The 251-nt window shown below is 69.3% G+C and carries 1 pseudogene; it reads right to left on the bottom strand.

Annotated features, from left to right (window positions below):
• A pseudogene (locus tag UK23_RS47675) lies at positions 1 to 251 on the bottom strand (DUF222 domain-containing protein); the annotation flags it as partial.

A 251-nucleotide genomic window follows, 5' to 3' on the forward strand; every position in this document is an offset into this window, starting at 1 on the left:
TCGGCGCGCAGCACCAGGTTGACCAGCTCGGCGAACGCGTCGCCCTCGCGTTCGGAGCGGGAACGCAGGTCCGGACCCTCGTCGGTCTCGGGGCGGGGTTTGGCCAGCGGGTCGAGTGCCGCCTCGTAGGCCATGCCGGTCACGGTGTCGAGCAGCATCTTGACCTCGAGCTGGCCGGTCTTCTTCCAGCTCTTGGTGTGCTGGTTGACCAGCGGCGCAGGCTCGGGATCACGCGGCTCGGGGTCGTTCTG

Source organism: Lentzea aerocolonigenes (assembly GCF_000955955.1).
Taxonomy (GTDB): domain Bacteria; phylum Actinomycetota; class Actinomycetes; order Mycobacteriales; family Pseudonocardiaceae; genus Lentzea; species Lentzea aerocolonigenes_A.